At 69.2% G+C, this 16,569-nt stretch carries 16 protein-coding genes (1 of these 16 cut by a window edge); 3 read left to right on the forward strand and 13 right to left on the reverse strand.

The genetic code is table 11. The features are described from left to right. The 3 genes in view from JK358_RS18605 to JK358_RS18615 are tightly spaced (at most 23 nt apart) and all read right to left on the reverse strand, a layout consistent with a single transcriptional unit that may run on beyond the window. On the reverse strand, window positions 1-5,445 hold the 5' portion of the coding sequence (locus tag JK358_RS18605) for a non-ribosomal peptide synthase/polyketide synthase (RefSeq protein ID WP_201949007.1). Its footprint begins 23,085 nt before the window's first position; the window shows 5,445 of its 28,530 coding nt (coding positions 1-5,445); its start codon is at window positions 5,443-5,445; its stop codon lies beyond the left edge, outside the window. Between the two features lie 23 nt (window positions 5,446-5,468). Continuing rightward, window positions 5,469-6,818 (reverse strand): MupA/Atu3671 family FMN-dependent luciferase-like monooxygenase, encoded by a 1,350-nt coding sequence (locus JK358_RS18610; RefSeq protein ID WP_201949008.1) that lies wholly within the window; start codon window positions 6,816-6,818, stop codon window positions 5,469-5,471. Then, window positions 6,815-8,515 carry a fatty acyl-AMP ligase gene (locus tag JK358_RS18615; protein ID WP_201949009.1) on the reverse strand — a complete coding sequence of 567 codons (1,701 nt, stop codon included), beginning with the start codon at window positions 8,513-8,515 and terminating at the stop codon, window positions 6,815-6,817. The genes JK358_RS18610 and JK358_RS18615 overlap by 4 nt, the downstream gene beginning before the upstream one ends. A 459-nt stretch (window positions 8,516-8,974) precedes the next feature. Between JK358_RS18615 and JK358_RS18620 the strand changes: the two genes are divergently transcribed. Further along, window positions 8,975-10,363 carry a DoxX family protein gene (locus tag JK358_RS18620; protein WP_201949010.1) on the forward strand — a complete coding sequence of 463 codons (1,389 nt, stop codon included), beginning with the start codon at window positions 8,975-8,977 and terminating at the stop codon, window positions 10,361-10,363. Window positions 10,364-10,425: 62 nt separating this feature from the next. Here JK358_RS18620 and mbp1 read toward each other — a convergent pair whose 3' ends face one another. The 10 genes from mbp1 to JK358_RS18670 form a co-directional block, all read right to left on the reverse strand. After that, on the reverse strand, window positions 10,426-10,668 hold the full coding sequence (mbp1, locus tag JK358_RS18625; protein ID WP_201949011.1) for a microaggregate-binding protein 1: 243 nt from the start codon (window positions 10,666-10,668) through the stop codon (window positions 10,426-10,428). A gap of 73 nt (window positions 10,669-10,741) precedes the next feature. Beyond that, window positions 10,742-11,311, reverse strand: a complete 570-nt coding sequence (locus JK358_RS18630) for an alkaline shock response membrane anchor protein AmaP (RefSeq protein ID WP_201949012.1) — start codon at window positions 11,309-11,311, stop codon at window positions 10,742-10,744. After that, window positions 11,308-11,649 carry a hypothetical protein gene (locus JK358_RS18635; protein ID WP_201949013.1) on the reverse strand — a complete coding sequence of 114 codons (342 nt, stop codon included), beginning with the start codon at window positions 11,647-11,649 and terminating at the stop codon, window positions 11,308-11,310. The genes JK358_RS18630 and JK358_RS18635 overlap by 4 nt, the downstream gene beginning before the upstream one ends. Beyond that, window positions 11,646-11,981 (reverse strand): Asp23/Gls24 family envelope stress response protein, encoded by a 336-nt coding sequence (locus tag JK358_RS18640; RefSeq protein WP_201949014.1) that lies wholly within the window; start codon window positions 11,979-11,981, stop codon window positions 11,646-11,648. Before JK358_RS18640 ends, JK358_RS18635 begins: the two co-directional genes overlap by 4 nt. Further along, window positions 11,978-12,166 (reverse strand): hypothetical protein, encoded by a 189-nt coding sequence (locus tag JK358_RS18645; protein ID WP_201949015.1) that lies wholly within the window; start codon window positions 12,164-12,166, stop codon window positions 11,978-11,980. Before JK358_RS18645 ends, JK358_RS18640 begins: the two co-directional genes overlap by 4 nt. 27 nt (window positions 12,167-12,193) lie before the next feature. Then, a complete protein-coding gene (locus tag JK358_RS18650; protein WP_201949016.1) occupies window positions 12,194-12,682 on the reverse strand; it encodes an Asp23/Gls24 family envelope stress response protein in 489 nt (162 codons plus the stop codon). Beyond that, the gene (locus JK358_RS18655; RefSeq protein ID WP_201949017.1) at window positions 12,679-12,993 is read right to left on the reverse strand and encodes a hypothetical protein; all 315 of its coding nucleotides are present in this window, start codon (window positions 12,991-12,993) and stop codon (window positions 12,679-12,681) included. Before JK358_RS18655 ends, JK358_RS18650 begins: the two co-directional genes overlap by 4 nt. Beyond that, window positions 12,990-13,370: an Asp23/Gls24 family envelope stress response protein gene (locus tag JK358_RS18660; RefSeq protein WP_307817611.1), complete on the reverse strand. Its 381-nt coding sequence runs from the start codon at window positions 13,368-13,370 to the stop codon at window positions 12,990-12,992. Before JK358_RS18660 ends, JK358_RS18655 begins: the two co-directional genes overlap by 4 nt. Beyond that, window positions 13,367-13,954, reverse strand: a complete 588-nt coding sequence (locus JK358_RS18665) for an Asp23/Gls24 family envelope stress response protein (protein ID WP_201949018.1) — start codon at window positions 13,952-13,954, stop codon at window positions 13,367-13,369. Before JK358_RS18665 ends, JK358_RS18660 begins: the two co-directional genes overlap by 4 nt. Beyond that, window positions 13,951-14,517, reverse strand: coding sequence for an RNA polymerase sigma factor (locus JK358_RS18670; protein WP_307817612.1), 567 nt, complete (start codon window positions 14,515-14,517; stop codon window positions 13,951-13,953). The genes JK358_RS18665 and JK358_RS18670 overlap by 4 nt, the downstream gene beginning before the upstream one ends. Window positions 14,518-14,692: 175 nt before the next feature. On the opposite strand from JK358_RS18670, the gene JK358_RS18675 reads away from it, so the two are divergent. Next, on the forward strand, window positions 14,693-15,199 hold the full coding sequence (locus JK358_RS18675; RefSeq protein ID WP_201949019.1) for a flavin reductase family protein: 507 nt from the start codon (window positions 14,693-14,695) through the stop codon (window positions 15,197-15,199). 57 nt (window positions 15,200-15,256) lie between these two features. Then, the gene (locus tag JK358_RS18680; protein ID WP_201949020.1) at window positions 15,257-16,432 is read left to right on the forward strand and encodes an FAD-dependent oxidoreductase; all 1,176 of its coding nucleotides are present in this window, start codon (window positions 15,257-15,259) and stop codon (window positions 16,430-16,432) included. Window positions 16,433-16,569 lie beyond the last annotated feature (137 nt).

The raw sequence follows: 16,569 nt of genomic DNA on the forward strand, positions 1-16,569 counted from the left end.
AAGGATTTCGATGTCGTGCACCGGAACCGCGGGATCCACCGTCACCGCGCGCAGTACGCGCTGCAGGCGGGCGACCAGGGCGGCGATGGTTTCCGCATCGAAAAGATCGGTGGCATAACCGAGTTCGACCGGCATGGTGCCGTCGCGATCGCACGCGTCGGTGAGCGTGAAGGTCAGATCGAAGCGCTCGATACCGGTCTCCGCGCCCGAGGCGGCCACCGCCAGGCCCGGCAGGTCCAACCGGACCGCGTCGAGGTTGTGGAAGGCCAGCATCACCTGGAACAGCGGATGATGGGCCTGGCTGCGCGGCGGATCCAGCGCCTCCACCACCTGCTCGAACGGGGCCTGCGCATGGGCGAAGGCATCCAGGTCGACCTCGCGAACCCGCGCCAGCAGATCGGTGAACGGCAGCGTCTCGTCGATGTCGGTGCGCAGCACCACCGTATTGACGAACATGCCGATCACGTCGTCGAGCAGGGCCGAGCCACGGCCCGAAACCGGCGTTCCCACCGCGATATCGGCGCTGCCGGACAGGCGGGAGAGCACCACCGCCAGCGCCGCGTGGAACACCATGAACACCGTCGCGCCACGCGCCTGGGCCAGCGCGTGCAAGCCCTCGGCCACGCGCGGTTCCAGCACGAAGCGGTGCTTCGCGCCCCGGTGCGACGCCACGGCGGGACGCGGGCGGTCCGTCGGCAACCCGGAGACCTCGGGGATATCGCGCAGTCGCTCGGCCCAGTACCGCAGATGCCGTGCCAGCACCGAATCCGGGTCGGCGACCTCCCCCAGCGAATCCCGCTGCCACAGCGCGAAATCGGCGTACTGCACCGGCATCGGCGGCCACTCCGGTCGCGTCCCGGCACAGCGCGCCGCGTAGGCCGCGCCCAGATCACGCGCGAGTGGGGCCATGGAGAAGCCGTCCGCGTTGATGTGATGCACGACCAGCACCAGCAGGTGGTCCTGCGGCCCGAGCGCCAGCAACCGGGCCCGCAGTGGAATCCGTTCGGCCACATCGAAACCCACCGCCACCAGTGCCGCCAGCGCGCTGTCCGCCTCGGCGGCGGTCACCGCGCGGGGCGTCAGATCCACATCGGCGCAGTCGCTCAGTTCCTCGACCGGGACCACCAGCTGACAGGGCACGCCATCCACGTCCGGGTACCGGGTGCGCAGCACCTCGTGGCGCGACAGCAGATCCCACACCGCCGCCGACAGGGCCGCCGGATCCAGCGCACCGGTCAGCCGCAACACCATCGGAATGCTGTAGGCCACCGACTCGGGGTCGAAGCGGTTGACGAACCACATGCGCTGCTGTGCGTAGGACAGCGGCACCCGCGCCGGGCGCTCCCGCCGGCCGAGTATCGGCCCCGACGACACCTCTCCGGTGTCGGCCACCCGGGCGGCGAGCAGTTCGGCCAAGCCCCGCACCATCGAGGCTTCGAATACGTCGCGCACCGCCACCGGTACGCCGACACCGTCGGTCAGCCGCGCCGCGAGCCGGGTGGCCGAGAGCGAATTGCCGCCCAGCGCGAAGAAATCGTCGTCCACACCGACCTGTTCGACGCCGAGAACCTCCGCGAACACCGTCGCCACGATCTCCTCGAGCGGGGTCGCGGGTGCGCGATAGCAGGCCCGCGCCACCACCGGTTCCGGCAGCGCCGCCTTGTCGATCTTGCCGTTCACCGTCAAGGGGAGGGCGTCCAGCAGCATCACCACCTCGGGCACCATGTAACCCGGCAGCCGCTCGCCGAGGCGCTCGCGCAGCAGCCTGCCGAGTACGCCCGGCGCACACCAGGTCTCGTCCGGCCGCAGCAGCTCCGGCCGGACCCCGGCGGCGCGCGTCTCCGAATCCGACTGCAGCACAGTGCGAATCGCGTAGACGATATGCAGGTCGGTGCCGATCACATTGGGCGACACCTGGGATTCGACGGTGAACCCGTGCTCGCCGAGCAGCTTCTCCACGCAGGCCAGGCGGTCCTCGACATCGTGGACCTCGATCACCATGCGGTCGATGAGCGGCCAGTGCCGGGTCTCGATACCCCGCAGGGCGTCCAGCTCACTGCCCTCGACGTCGATCTTGAGCAGGTCGACGCGCGGGATGCCGTACTCGTCGATGATCCCCGACAGGGTGCGGACCGGCACCTCGACCTGGGAGAAGTCGAGCCGGTCGGTGATCAGCTGATCGACCAGGCCGTCGCCCAGATCCCGGCTCTCCGCCTCGAATTCGTGATGGATGAACGATTCCAGGATCTCGCGCTGCACGGTGCTGTCGGTGCCGCGGCCCGACAGCACCGACATCTCCGGGTAGTAGGTGAAGATGTCGGTGGTCGTCTCCGCGCCGATGGCGCACGGCACCAGGGTGGCGTCCAGATCGTGCAGCGCCGAGTTGGCGGCGTACATGCGGCGCAGCTCGGGCATCGCCTCCACCGCATAGATTTTCAGCGCGGGCGAGGTGCGCTTGGCGAAGATCGAGAACATGCCGACGTGCGAGCCCACATCGACCACGCAGCCCGACTCCGGGATGGACATGCCGCTGCGGCAGTACTCGGCGTTCTCGAAGATCTCCTGGTAGAGGAATTCGATATTGGACCGGTTGCGGCCGACGATCGGCATACCGTTCGGGAGCTCGTGCAGTTCGCCGGGGCCGATCGCGCCGTCACGTTGCAGCCGAAGGCATGTCGCCGCCGCGGGAGCGTGCTGCGGGTCCGGGACGAGGTAGGCGACCAGCTGGGTATCGGCGGCGGCAGCACTGTGGGTGGTGACGACGGCCTGGGCGACGGCGGGCTGGGCGGCCGCCACCGCCTCGATCTCGCCGAGTTCGATGCGGTAGCCGCGAATCTTCACCTGCTCGTCGACACGGCCGAGATATTCGAGCACGCCGGACTCGTTCCAACGCACGAGATCGCCACTGCGGTACAGCCTTCCGCCGCTGCCCGCCGCGTCGAAGGGGTCGGCGACGAACCGCGCGGAGGTCAGGCCCGCGCGATCGTGGTAGCCGCGCGAGACCTGATCGCCCGCCACATACAGTTCGCCCGCGACGCCGACCGGTACCGGCCGCAGCCACGAATCCAGCACGTAGGTCCGCAGATTCGCCAGGGGCACGCCGATCGGGCTGACACCCGGCTCCCCGTTGCGGTGGTCCTGTGTCAGCGGCTGTTTCGTGACGTGCACGGTGGTCTCGGTGATGCCGTACATGTTCACCAGCGCCGGTCCGCCGGGGCGGTCGAGCAGCGGCCAGCCGCGTAACCGCCTGGGGTCCAGGGCTTCTCCGCCGAACACCACCAGGCGCAGGGCGCACCGTTCGTCGTCGATCCCGCGCCTGGTCTCGATCAGGGTGTAGAACGCCGACGGCGTCTGGTTCAGGATGGTCACGCCCTCGTCGACGACCAGCTGCCACAGGTCCGCCGGGGAGTACGCCACCTCGCGCGGCACCACGACCACCCGTCCGCCGTGCAGCAGCGCACCCCAGATCTCCCAGACCGAGAAGTCGAACGCCTGCGAATGACACCACGCCCAGACATCGTCGCGACCGAATTCGCACCAGGGCCGGGTGGCCGCGAACAGGGCGACCGCATTCGCGTGAGTGACGGTGACGCCCTTGGGATTTCCTGTGGTACCCGAGGTGTAGATGACGTACGCGAGGTTGTCCGGACGCGGGCGCACCGGTGCGAAATGCGCGCTGCCACGGCCGATGGCGTCGATGTGCAGTCGTGGCACCGCGACGGTGGCACCCAGGTCAGCGGTGGAGTCGTCGACGAGCACCAGTTCGGGCGCGGCGTCGGCGAGAATGTAGGCGATCCGGTCCGACGGCGAGGCCGGGTCCAACGGCAGATACGCCGCACCCGTCCGCAGAATCGCGAGCATGGCCGTGAGCAACGGGATGCCCTTCGGAAGGGCCACCGCGACAATGCTTTCCGGACCGGCACCGTGCGCCGCGAGCACGCTCGCCCACTCCGTCGCCCGCGCCTGGAACTCCCGGTAGGTGATGCGCTCCGCACCGGCGACGACGGCGACGGCATCCGGGGTCGCCGCCGCCTGCCGTGCGAAGGCGTCGACGAGGGTCACGCCGGAATCGGTCGCCGACGCGGAATCGTTCCACTCCCGCACCACACGCTCGCGTTCCCCGGGCTCGAGCAGGGCGATGTCGCGGATCGGGGTGGCGGGGTCGGCGCTCACCGCGTGTAGGAACGATTCCATGAAGCGCAGGAATCGATGATGGTGGCGCGCAAGCTCTTCCGCCGAGTACAGATTGTGGTTGGCGACGAAGTCCACCCGCGTCGCCCCCGAATCCGTACCCGGGTAGACGCTCACCGACAGATCCGAGACCAGGCCCGGAGTCAGCACCTCCCACTGTCCGGTGAGGGGGCCCAGCATGATTCGCGTATCGAACATCATCATGTCCACGTACGGCCCGAACACCTGCGTCTGCGGGGTCAGCCGGCCCATATCGCGGAACATGTCCTCCTGCCGGTACCGCTGCCGGCGCAACACTTCGATCAGCTGCCGATGCGTGGCCTGGATCAGCGCACCGGCGGTGACCTCCGGCCCCGCCGTCACGCGGAACGGCACGGTATTGGCCAGCATGCCGCCCGAACGCATGGCCGCGGTGGTGACGCGGGCGGTCACCGGCAGGCTGAGCACGACATCCTCGTGATCGGTCATGCGGCCCAGGAACAGGCCGAACACGGCCAGGATGAGCGCGGCCTGATTCGCCGACGTGGCCTTGACCGCGGCGTCGAGCAGCGCACCGGCCGCCGCGGGGAGGTCGCCGCTCACCGAGATCGGGTGCGCGTCGGCCTGACCCGTCTTTCCGGCCAGGCTGACCGGGGCGGGCAGATCGGCCAGCCGAGCCTGCCAGAACTCCCGGTCGGTCGCGAAACGCTCGGAGGCACGGTACTTTTCGTCCTCCGCCACCAGATCCGCCAGCTCCCGGACGCGGACGGCGGCCGGTTCGCGGCCCTCGACCGCGGCGGTGTACAGCTCACCCACCCGGCGCAGCAGCGCCATGGCGGCCAGGGCGTCCATGACGATGTGATGGCCGCGCACGTACCAGAACCAGCGCTCATCGGCCACTCGCAGCAGCGCGGTGGTGATCAGCCGATCCCGCTGCAGATCGACCGGGCGGCCGTACTCCTCGCCCATCCACTCCCGGGCCGCGGCCACCGGATCCGCGGCGGCGCGCAGATCCAGTCGCTCGACCGTCCGGTCCAGCGGCCGGTCCACGGCCTGCAGCACCGTGCCCTCGGATTCGAGTACGCGCAGGCGTCCCGCCCCGAATTCGTCGGCCGCCCGCCAGAACGATTCCGCCAGCAACTCGGCATCGAGGTCACCGCGCAGGTCTATACACAGGGCGTTGGTTATCGGCGTGGCACCGATCAACTGCTGTGCGAACCAGATTCCCTGCTGTGCGGCCGAGAGCGGAAAGGGAAGCGAACGGTGCCCGGTCAATGATGCTCCTGCGTCGGGGAGAACTACTGGGAGAGGTGGACGGTGCGCGCCTTGGCGCTGAGTTCGGCCAGTGCGCCGAGCCCGGTCAGCACCTCGGCGTCGGGGATGCCGAAGTCGATCAGGCAGGCGATCTCGTCGACGCCGATCTCGCGCAGCCGGGTGATCATCGGCAGCGTGGAATCCGGCGTGCCGAACAGGCCGTTGTTGCGGTAGTAGCGCTCGAATGCGAAGTCCAGCACCTTGGCTCGCGATTTCTCGTCCAGATTCTCGAGCGCCTCGGAGCCGCGCCGCCACAGGTCGACCGAATCCTCGAGGTAGCGCTTGAACGGCGCTTCGACGGTTGCGCGCACGGCCGCGTCGGTGTCGCCGACGAAGGTGTGCAGCATGACCGTGACGGTGCCGTCCGCACTGCCGTGGCCGTGCTCGGCGCGCGCCCTGCGATAGGCGCTCAGTTTCTCGGCCAGCTCGTCCACTTCCTGGAACAGCAGGGCGGTCAGGATATTGACCCCCAGCGCCCCGGCCATCTCGAACCGTTCGATGCCGCCGCTGCACGTCAGCCACACCGGCAGCGCGGGCTGGATCGGCGCCGGGAAGATCCGCACCGAGCGCTGCTCGCCCGCACCGTTGGGCAGGGAGATCGGCTCACCGCGCCAGAGTCTCGCCACGGTCTCCATACCCGAGCGGGTGACCTCGACGCGATCGGCGTAGTTGTGGTCGGCCAGCACGAAATCGTCTGCGTTCCAACCGGTTGCGAAGGCGATATCGACCCGCCCGTTCGAGAGGTTGTCGACCACCGACCAGTCCTCGGCGACCCGGACCGGATTGTGCAGCGGCAGCACCACACTGCCCGCGCGGATGCGCACTCGCTCGGTGGTCGCGGCCAGCGCCGCACCCAGCACGGCCGGATTCGGGTAGAGGCCGCCGAAGGAGTGGAAGTGCCGCTCCGGCAACCACATCGCGTGGAAGCCGTGCCGATCCGCGAAGCGGGCGCTCTCCAGCAGCAGGTGGTATCGGCTGTCGGCCCGGCGCTGCGCATCGCTGGAGAAGAACAGCAGGCTGAAGGCCAGCTCGCGGGACGGCAGTGCGGCCGGGGGCGGCGGGGAATCGACCATCGGCACGGATATGTCTGTGCCGCCGCGCATTCCGACCAGTTCCGCGACCTCGGCCAGGCTCAGCCCGTCGAAGATCTGTTCGGCGGTGATCTCCGTGTCGTAGCGCTCCTCCAGGATGGTCATCAATTCCGCCGCCTGGACCGAATTCAATCCCAGCGAGGTGAGCGGCGCGTGCGGATCCACCGCGTCACGCTCGAGCCGATCGGAAACCCAGCCGCTGAAATATTCCAGCACGGTGACATCGCCTACGAACCTGGTCATTTCGCGCTCTCCTGTAATAACGCCGGGGACGAGTACTCCGCGCGCAAACGCTGACGCTGGATTTTGCCGCTGGTGGTCTTGGGGACTTCACCCTTGCCCACGAAGATGATCCGATGCACGCTGATGGCGTGGGCGCGGCTGACCACGTCGCGAATCGAGCCTTCGAGCGCCGCGGCGGTGTCCTGTGCCGGTGGCTCGTTGAGCTCTTGCACGACCATTACGCGGTCTTCGTTGTCGATCTGCGCAGCGAATACCGCGCAACCTCCGGGTCGAAACGTAGGATGATTCGACAGAATTGTGCGCTCGACGTCCTGCGGGAAGATATTGCGACCGTGCACGATCATCAATTCCTTGATGCGTCCGGAAATGTAGAGCTCGCCCTCCGCAACGAAACCCAGATCGCCGGTGCGCAGGTAGTGCGCGCCGTCGCCGTCGGTGATCGTCGCCTCGAACGCGCGTTCGTTCGCGGCGGGTTGGCGCCAATATCCGGCGGTCACGCTCGGGCCGCGCAGCCAGATCTCGCCGACCCGATTCCCGGCGCAGCGCTGTCGCGTCCGCGGGTCCACGATGGCCAGCTCGCAATCGCGCACCGGCCCCATGCTCACCAGCTCACGACCCTCGGTGTCCACGACGGCGACGCCCTGTTCCAGCTCGGCGGTGCGGAAGTGGCGCGACCGCGCGCCCGCACCGGCCGGTCCGCCGTTCACGAACAGTGTGGACTCGGCCAGGCCGTACATGGGGGTGAGGCTGCTCGCGCGAAAACCGTTCTCCGCGAACATCTCCGCGAACCGGCGCAGGATGACCGGATCCACCGGTTCCGCGCCGACGAAGGCCAGCTCCCACCCGCTCAGATCCAGCCCCGCCGCGGCGGCCGGAGACACTCGCTTCAGGCACAGGCCGTAGGCCAGGTTCGGGCCACCCGCCACGACGTGCGGAGTCCCGGAGATGGCGCGCAGCCAGATGAGCGGGTCGCGCAGGAAGGTCATCGGCGACAGCAGGGTGGCGCGACCACCCAGGAACGCGGGCAGCAGGACGCCCTGGATGAGTCCCATGTCGTGAAAGGGCGGCAGCCAGGAGACGATCGAAGTCCGCTGTCCCATAGCGTATTTCGAGGCGATCCGGCCGAGATTGTCGATCAGGTTCCGGTGCAGCACGGTGACGCCCTTGGGCATGCCCGTGGACCCGGAGGTGTACTGCAGGAAGGCGATGTCGTCCGGGCCGGGCGGCGGCCCGGCGAGCGGGTCCGCACCCGAAAGCGCGGCGGCCGAACCACTGTCGATGATCCGGATATCCGGTCCCAGCGACGCCTGGTCGAGCGGCACGATCGCCAGCGGCGCGATGGCCGCCACCGCGCCACTGTCGGCGATGATCGCGCGCAGGGTCTCCACCTGCTGCGCGGACATCGGCAGATGCGCCGCCACCGCGACCCGGCCGCTCACCATGCACGCGAAGAAGGCGTAGACGAAGTCCGGGCCCGGCGGGCACAGCAGCACGACCCGGTCCCCGGGCGCGGTCGCCGCCCGGACCTGGGCGGCCAGACCGCCCACCCGCTCCCATAGCTGCCCGTAATCGACGTCCTCGTCGTCCTGCCGATAGTGCGAGAATCGGTAGGCCCGCTCGCGCGGGGTTTGCGTCACCCGCCTCGACAGGGCTTCCACCAGGGTGGGCGGGTACTGCGCTGAACACTCGAGATCCATCGACACCTCCGCATCGGAAACAACAGGGCGTAGCTGCTGCCCTACCTGAGAGTCATTCGGCGGCGCGCCGCGGACGCCGGGCGTCCGGATGAGAAGTGAAACGGTGGCGGCCGATGCCGGAATCGGACGGCTACATACGAGCCGGGGACCGTCTGCTGGGTGGCGATAGCACTGCCGGGACGACCCGCCCCCAAGGGTCCCGCGAGTTCCTTCGCAGTGCATGCATGCGCCTGGCTCCTCCCGGATCCTCCGACGAAGTAAGCAGCTGAAAGAACAGTCCAATACGCATCCTCGCAGAGTCCGCCGGAGGACACAGCAAAAATCGGGCAAACGTCCCGCGTGTCGGGTACCGACCGGGCGTTTCGCGCGTGTCCTCCCCCGGCACGCCGCCACGCGATGGCATCATCAGCGCCGGGTCGCTCCGCACGTCCGACTTCTCCTCGGGAGGGTGAGGCACAGATGTCGAGCACTGCCACAGAGGTTCTCGATCACGAGGACGACAGCACCCCCGCCGACCACCGCCGACGACCCTGGAAACCCTGGACGCGCATCGCATTCCGCTTCTGTTTCGCCTACTTCGGGCTGCTCTGCATGCTTTTCGCGCAGCTTGTCCTGGTCTTCACCGGACCGCTGTTCGTGCTGCTGGCGGCCGATACCCTCGGCGGGCAGCTGGATTCGATCGACGACGTCGTCCGGACCGTGAGCACCACCGTGTTCCGCACCGAGGTGGCCCCGCTGCGCAAGTCCTACAGCGGCGATCAGGCGGCGATCTGGGTACTCGTGTTCTGCGTACTCGTCACCGCCGTGGCGATCACCGCCGTCTGGTCGATCCTGGATCGGCGGCGACCACGCTACGACCGGCTGTACCGATGGTTCCTCACCGCCGTCCGGCTCTGCCTCGGCGGGCAGATGCTGTTCTACGGCATGGCCAAGGTGATCCCGCTGCAGATGCCGCGACCCACGCTGGTCACGCTGCTGACGCCGTACGGGGATTTCGGGCCGACCGCGGTGCTGTGGAATCAGGTCGGGTCCGTCCCGGTGTACGAAATGCTGCTGGGCGCAGCCGAAGTGGTCGCCGGGCTGCTGCTGTTCATCCCCCGCACCGCCACCGCCGGAGCGCTGCTGAGCCTGGTCAGCCTGCTCCAGGTCTTCGTGCTGAACATGACCTTCGACGTCCCGGTCAAACTGCTGTCGTTCCATCTGGTGCTGATGTGCCTGGTCGTGCTGGCGCCCCAGGCCCGGCGGCTCGCGAACATCCTTGTGCTGGAACGACCTTCCGCACCCGCCACCCAGCCGCCGTTGTTCCGCGGCCGCCGGGCGAACCGCATCGCCGCCACGATCAGCGCCGCACTGGGTCTCTGGGTGCTGGCGGGCGGCGCGCTGATGGCCGCGCAGGGCTACCGCCAGGAAGGCGGCGGCGTCCCGGAGCCGCCGCTCTACGGCATCTGGACCGTCCGGGAGTTCACCCTGGACGGCCAGCCGCTACCACCGCTGACGACGGACGAAACCCGTTGGCAGCGACTGGTATTCGACACTCGAACCACGGCCTTCCAGAAGATGGACGGCAGCTTCGTGCCCGCCGACGCAATCGTCGACCCGGCGACGAGCACCCTCACCCTGACCGGCCCGCCCCACTCCGACTCGGCCCCGCCGAGCCGCCTACCGGCCTACACCTACACATTCACCTTCGAACAACCCGAACCCGACCGGCTCACCCTGCGCGGCCAGGTCGACGGCCGCCCGGCCACCATCTCCCTGCAGCACCTGGACCCCACCACATTTCCCTTGCGCAGCAGGGGATTCCACTGGATCCAGGAGTATCCCTACACCGGCACACTGACCCGCTGACCAGCCCTGCCCACGCGGCGGGCCGGCGCCCCGATCGGCGCCGGCCCCGCGATCCGGAACTATCAGCTCTGCTGCGCGCGCTGACGCGCCTCCTGAGCCTGGGCCGCGGCACGATCCTTCTCCGCCTCCGCCTCATGCTTGGCGGCATCGCGCTGCGACTGGGCCTTGTCCTGCTGGGCGCGGCCCTCCTCGCGCAGATCGTCGCTGCCGAGAATGGCGCCCGCGGCTTCCTTGGCCTTGCCCTTCACGCCCTCGGCCACACCTTCCAGGCCTTCCCGGACTCCATTCTTGTCGTGCTCGGACATGCGATGTACCTCCGACAATCGGATTTCATGGACCTCTGAGGCCTACCCGGCAGTCGATGTCCGAAACGGAGGGTCAGCGGACGCGAGCCCGATCGGCGGCGAGCCGCAGCTCCGTACTCACCGGAATCTCCCCGGCCGACAACGCTTCTCGCAGCCGGGGCACCGCCTCGTCCAGGATGCGTCTGCGCAGGCCGGACAGGTCGGCGGCAGGCAGGGCGGTGACCACCAGATGCAGTTCGGGGCTGCGGGCCGGGCCGGTGAGCCAGGCCGTGACCGAACTCACGGTATCGAAGGATTCGATATCGGCGGCGATCGCCGCGGCCGCCACCGCCGAGGACAGCGTGGTCGCACCGGTCGAATCCGATTCCGCCAGTTGCCATTGCACCGCACGGGGCATGCGGAACCACTGCGCGGCCAGCCAGCGCAGGCACAGGAACGCCACCACGACCGCGGCGGCGATCACCGCGTAGAACACCCAGCGCGGCGGCTCCGCCGTCCCCGGGGTGAGGGCCTCGGAACGGTGCAGGCCGCTGATCCAGCCGCGCTGGGCCGCGACCAGCGCACCGCCCGTGACCAGCAATGTCAGGCCGATCAGGCCGATGAGGACCCGATTGAGCCGCGCCGGGCGGTTGACGGCCGTCATCGGGAGCCTTCGCTCTCGGACAGCCGGCGCAGACTGCGCCGATCGATACCGGCGTCACTGCCGTCCATGGGTTCCAGCGGGACCACCACGGCTCTACCGGGTGTCAGCGCGAGCGCGAGCAGCAGCAGGCCGAGCGCGGCGACGATGATCCCCGCGGTCAGCACCACGGTGTCACCCCAATGGATGTCGTGCAGCCGGGTGGCGACGGTGTCGTAGGAGACGAATTGCCGTGCACCCGAGAGCCTTTGGACCAGCGACACGATGGTCGCGACCGACAGCGCCAGCAGCGCCGCGGCGAGCGCGGTCGCCGTGCCCACCCGCCGCGGCCGCCGGATCACAGCACCCTCCGGCGACCGGATTCCACTGCGGGCGTGACAGATTCGACCACCATGGCGGAGACGGCGATATCCACCCCGGTGACCCGCAATCCGGCGAGTTCGGCCACCCGCGCCATCAGATGCGCGCGGCAGGATTCGGTGACGGCGGCCACCGGCAGCGGATAGCGCACCGGCAGCCGGACCCGCAGCGCGGCCGTGTCCGTGGTCACCACCGCCGACACGTCGACCTGCGGCAGCACCCCGTCCACCTCGGTGGCGGCGCGGGCCGCGATCCGGCGCACGGCCCGCTCGCCGACCGTGGTGGTGCCGGGCAGGTCCAGTGCGACGGTCATCGCCTGCTCCGTTCCTGGACCGCGCGCACCCAGCCGGCCAGATCGATGGAGCCGTCCAGCCAGCGGCCGATCAGCAGGCCCGCGACCGCGAAGACCAGCACGATGGCGAAGGCGCCGAATCCGCCGAAGGCCGCGGCGAATCCGAGCGCGAGACCCGTGAACAGACCGAGCGTAGTGGCGTTCATCTGCGACACCCTCCTCGAATGGGCTTGCTACTGCACGCGATTGCCGGCGGGGGCGGATTCCTCGTCGTCCTCGGGGATGTAGACGTCATTGATATTGATGTTCACCTCGACCACCTCGAGGGCGGTCATCTGCTCGATGGCGGTGATGACATTGCGGCGCACCGCCCGCGCCAATTCCGCGATGGCCACCCCGTATTCGACCACCAGTTCCAGATCGACGGCGGCCTGCTTCTCCCCCACCTCCACCGAAACACCCTGTCCCACACTGGCCGAGGCGCCCGGGATGCGATCGCGGAGCGCGCCGAAGGCCCGTGCCGCGCCGCCGCCCAGGGCGTGCACGCCGCGCACCTCGCGGGCCGCGAGCCCGGCGATCTTCTGCACCACGATATCGGCGATCGAGGTGGTGCCCTGATCGGTCACCAGGCCCTCCGGATGGGCCGAACCATTACGCGCGGCAGGCTTCTGGTCGCTCTGGACGGTCTTGCCGGCCGACTTCTCGGTAGCTGTTCCGGTCATGACTTCCTCCTGGATTCCGTGTCGTCGTACAACTCCTCGACCACCAGGCGCACCGTCGCGGTGGCCCAGGCGGTCTCCTGCAGCAGCGCGCGCACCGCGCCACCGAGCTTTTCCAGTAGTGGCGGAATCGGCAGTTCGCTTGCCGCCACCCGAATCTCGACGAGCGCCGGGGTGAGGTCCACCGCGTAGGACTTACCGCCACGCGGCAGCCACGGCACCGCGTCCAGCCCGAAACCCGTTGCGGGATGCAAACCTTCCACCTCCTCGATCGCGCTGACGATGCTGTCGATCACTTCCGCTTTCGCGGTCACTGCGCCCCCGGTTCGATATCGAGAATGGTCACCGACACCTCGTCGACGGTGACGCCGGTCTGCGCGCGTACGGCCTCGATCACCGCCCGCTGGATCTCCGCGCCGACCGTGGCCGCGCGGCAGTCGGCCCCGAGCGAGACGTCCACCTGCACGGCGAGCGCGCCCGCCGGGGTGCGGCGCACCCGCACACCATCGGCCTTGGCGGCCGAATTCTGCACGCCCAGCAGCTGTTTGCCGCTGCGGGCGAAGGCCGACACCAGGCCGCGCAGCCCCGCCTCGAGCCGGACCACACCCGGCACCTCCGCCGTTGCGCGCGCGGCCACTCCGGCGACCACCGCGTCGGAGATGATGAACTCGCGATCCGACAGCGCCGTCACCTGTCCTTCTCCTGATAGACGTCGGCCACCGTGACGTCCAGGCGACCCAGCAGCAGGCCCGTCCGCGCCGATACCGCGGCGGCCACCCGCTGCCGCACCTGCGGCACGATGCCGTCCAGATGGTCCTCGCCGATCCGCACCGCGATGGACATGGCGACCTGAATGATGTTCTCGCCCTGCGGACCCGTGCCGACGCTGCGGATCCTGCAGCGCCGCGCGCGCACCCCGGGGACCGTGTCGGCGGCGAAGCGCATCACGGTCGCCACCGCCTCCTCGCTGATCTGCACCGAGCCCGCGGGCTCGGTCGGCAGCAGCAGGGTCTGACCGCGCCGCACCTCGGCGCGCACCGCGAACATGATGCGCCCGAACAGATCCGGGGGCGGCGGATCGGGTTCGTCGATCAATTCCTGGGTGGCCGCGCGCAGGGCCAGCAGGCTCTCGCGGGCCGCCCGGCAGTCGCCGCAGCGCGCCTCGTGCGCGTCGGCGCGGCCCTGCTGCACCGCGTCCAGCCGACGCCACACCTGTTCCATGCCGCGCCCGCAGGGCAGCAGGTAGTCCTCGTCGGTCACTGTCGTATCCGTCATCGCCACGCCTTCATCACCTCCGCCAGCTGCACCCGGGCGCGGGCGATCCGCCCACGCACCGCGGTCACATTCGCGCCGACGATCTCGCCGATCTCCTCATAGGAACGGCCGTGCACCTCGCGCAGCAGCCAGCACGCCCGCTGCTCGGGCGTGAGCTCGCCCAGGGCGGCGGTCAGCGCCTTCAGCTGACCGTTGACCTGCACGGCATGGTCGGGGCGGGTATCGGTGCGCACCGACTCCGTGGTCTCGGGATCGACCTCCGCCGCGGGTGTCCGGGCGCGCAGCACGTTCAGGCAGCGGTTGGTGGTGACCCGGTACAGCCATCCGGTGAAGGCGGCGTCGTCCTGCAGCTGGCCCATGCGTCGCCAGGCCGTCAGGAACACGTCCTGCACCACGTCCTCGGCCTCCGCGCGATCCGCCAGCATCCGATCCGCGAGCCGGAACATTGCCCCTTGATAGCGGATGACCAGTTGCTCGAAGGCCCGGACATCGCCGTCGCGCGCCCGGTCGACCAGCGTGGCGTCATCGAGTTCCGCCGCCGGGCCGAATTCCGTACTGGTCACACCGCCTCCTAACCATTCCGTTCTATAGACACGGATGCTCGAGGATCCTCACGCAGCATTATCAGTGATCGTTGTCTCACTGTTTGCTGGTTGGCATTCCCGGCCAGTCGGCGCGCAAACGAACGCACCCGGGAACACCCGGCCCGGATCAGTACAGTGGGGACTCGGAGGTGCCATGGGTTTCGCGAAGAACATCGACCAGTCCTTCGACGCGATCGTCGCCCGCGCGGACGCCCCGATCTGGATCGTCACGGCGACCGCGGGCGAGCGGCAGGCCGGATGTCTGGTCGGCTTCGCGACGCAGGTCAGCATCGAGCCGCGCCGGTTCCTCGTCGGATTGTCCACGGCGAACGACACTTTCACCGTCGCCGCCCAGGCCCGCCATCTCGCCGTTCATCTACTCGGCGAGGAGGGCTTCGCCCTGGCCCAGCTGTTCGGCAGCGAAACCGGCGCGGACCTGAACAAATTCGAGCACTGCGACTGGCGGCCGGGCCCGCACGGGCTCCCGATCCTCGCCGGTGCGGCGGCGTGGTTCACCGGTCGCGTCCTGGCGCGCACGGATCTCGGCGATCACCAGGGATTCGTGCTGAGCCCCACCGCCGCCTCGGATCCCACGCCCGCCACGCGAGGTCTGCGCTACCACGATGTCGCCGACCTCGAACCCGGGCAACCTACAGGCTAACCTCTTCCGTCAACTAACGGTTGACGAGTACCGCATCGTCAACTACTAGTTGACGATATGCGGAATGAACAGCAGCACGTCGTGATCCTCGGCGCCGGTATCGCGGGCTTGGCCGCCGCCCTGCGACTACTCCAGCAGAACTGGCACGTCACCGTGATCGAGCGCGCTCCCGCCCGGCGCAGCGGTGGATACCTGGTGAATCTGCACGGGCCCGGCTTCGACGCCGCCGAGCGACTGGGCCTGCTGCCCGCGCTGAGACCACGGGACATCGGCTTCTTCACCTCGATCCTGGTGCACCCGGACGGACGCGAAAAACTCACCATCCCAGCGGCAGTCGCACAGGCGGCGGTCGGCGACCGGGCGCTGACCCTGTTCCGCGGCGATCTCGAGACCGCACTGTACGAGGCGGTGGCCGACCACGCCGACATCCGATTCGGCGCCGGTGTGCAAGCGGTCGACCAGCACGCCGACCGCGTCGACATCACCCTCACCGACGGCACCGAGCTGCGCGCCGCTCTCCTCATCGGAGCCGACGGCGTGCACTCCCGCCTGCGCGAGCTGGTCTTCGGCCCCGAAACCGAGCATCTGGTGGACCTGGGCCATACGGTGGCAGCCTTCCCGCTCGGACACCTGCCGGACCATGTACCGTCCGGCGTCGGCACGACCTTCCTCGGGCCGGGACGAACCGCCGCGGTCATGAACCTGGGCCCCGGCCGGTCCTCCGCGTTCTTCGCCTACCGCTCCCCCGAACCGAAATCCGAACTGTCCCTCGGCCCCTCGGCCGCGCTCGAGCGGGCCTTCGGCGACCTCGGGGGCGGCGTCGCCGACGCGCTGCGCGAAGTCGCGGCCGATCCGGCCATCGCCTACTTCGACACGGTCGGCCAGATCGTCACCGACCGGTGGAGCCACGGCCGCATCGTGCTGCTCGGCGACTCCGCCTGGTGCGTCACGGTATTCGCCGGGTACGGCGCGGCGCTCGCACTGGACGGCGCGGATCGGCTCGGTGCCGCGATCGCCGCTCGGCCCGAGGACCTCTCGGCCGCGCTCACCGCGTGGGAGGCGGCCATTCGCCCCGAAGTACTCAAGCGACAAGCATTGGCGCGCAAGGGAATCAGCCGATTCGCACCGCCCTCCCGCGCGCATGTGCGGGCCACCGAACTCATGCTCCGCGCCATTGCACTCCCCGGCCTGCGCACCCTCGTGCAGCGGTCCATCCAGCGCGCCAACAACTAGCCCCTACCCGCCGTCGCCGTCCAGACGGCACGCGGCATTGAGCACCATTCGGACGACGACGACAGGAGGACGGCGCTCGCAATCGGATACGGCGCGTCCCCTCCACGCGCCGTGTCCGCCGGTGCCTCCGAAGGAGA

Source organism: Nocardia acididurans, assembly GCF_016741815.1.
Lineage (GTDB): Bacteria > Actinomycetota > Actinomycetes > Mycobacteriales > Mycobacteriaceae > Nocardia > Nocardia acididurans.